This is a genomic window from Bacillus sp. SIMBA_008, from assembly GCF_046535495.1.
GTDB classification, from domain to species: domain Bacteria; phylum Bacillota; class Bacilli; order Bacillales; family Bacillaceae; genus Bacillus; species Bacillus subtilis.
Genome location: NZ_JAWRWL010000241.1, coordinates 1 through 300 on the forward strand (window position 1 = coordinate 1; position 300 = coordinate 300).

Genomic DNA, 300 nt, shown 5'->3' on the forward strand with positions numbered 1-300 from the left:
TATTTCGTTCATCCATAGTTGCCTGACTCCCCGTCGTGTAGATAACTACGATACGGGAGGGCTTACCATCTGGCCCCAGTGCTGCAATGATACCGCGAGACCCACGCTCACCGGCTCCAGATTTATCAGCAATAAACCAGCCAGCCGGAAGGGCCGAGCGCAGAAGTGGTCCTGCAACTTTATCCGCCTCCATCCAGTCTATTAATTGTTGCCGGGAAGCTAGAGTAAGTAGTTCGCCAGTTAATAGTTTGCGCAACGTTGTTGCCATTGCTGCAGGCATCGTGGTGTCACGCTCGTCGT

General features: G+C 53.0%; 1 protein-coding gene. It reads right to left on the reverse strand.

Translation table 11 applies throughout. The features are described 5' to 3' along the window. The coding region (locus tag SB658_RS23015; RefSeq protein ID WP_410602575.1) for a serine hydrolase at positions 1–300 on the reverse strand (300 nt) is incomplete at both ends.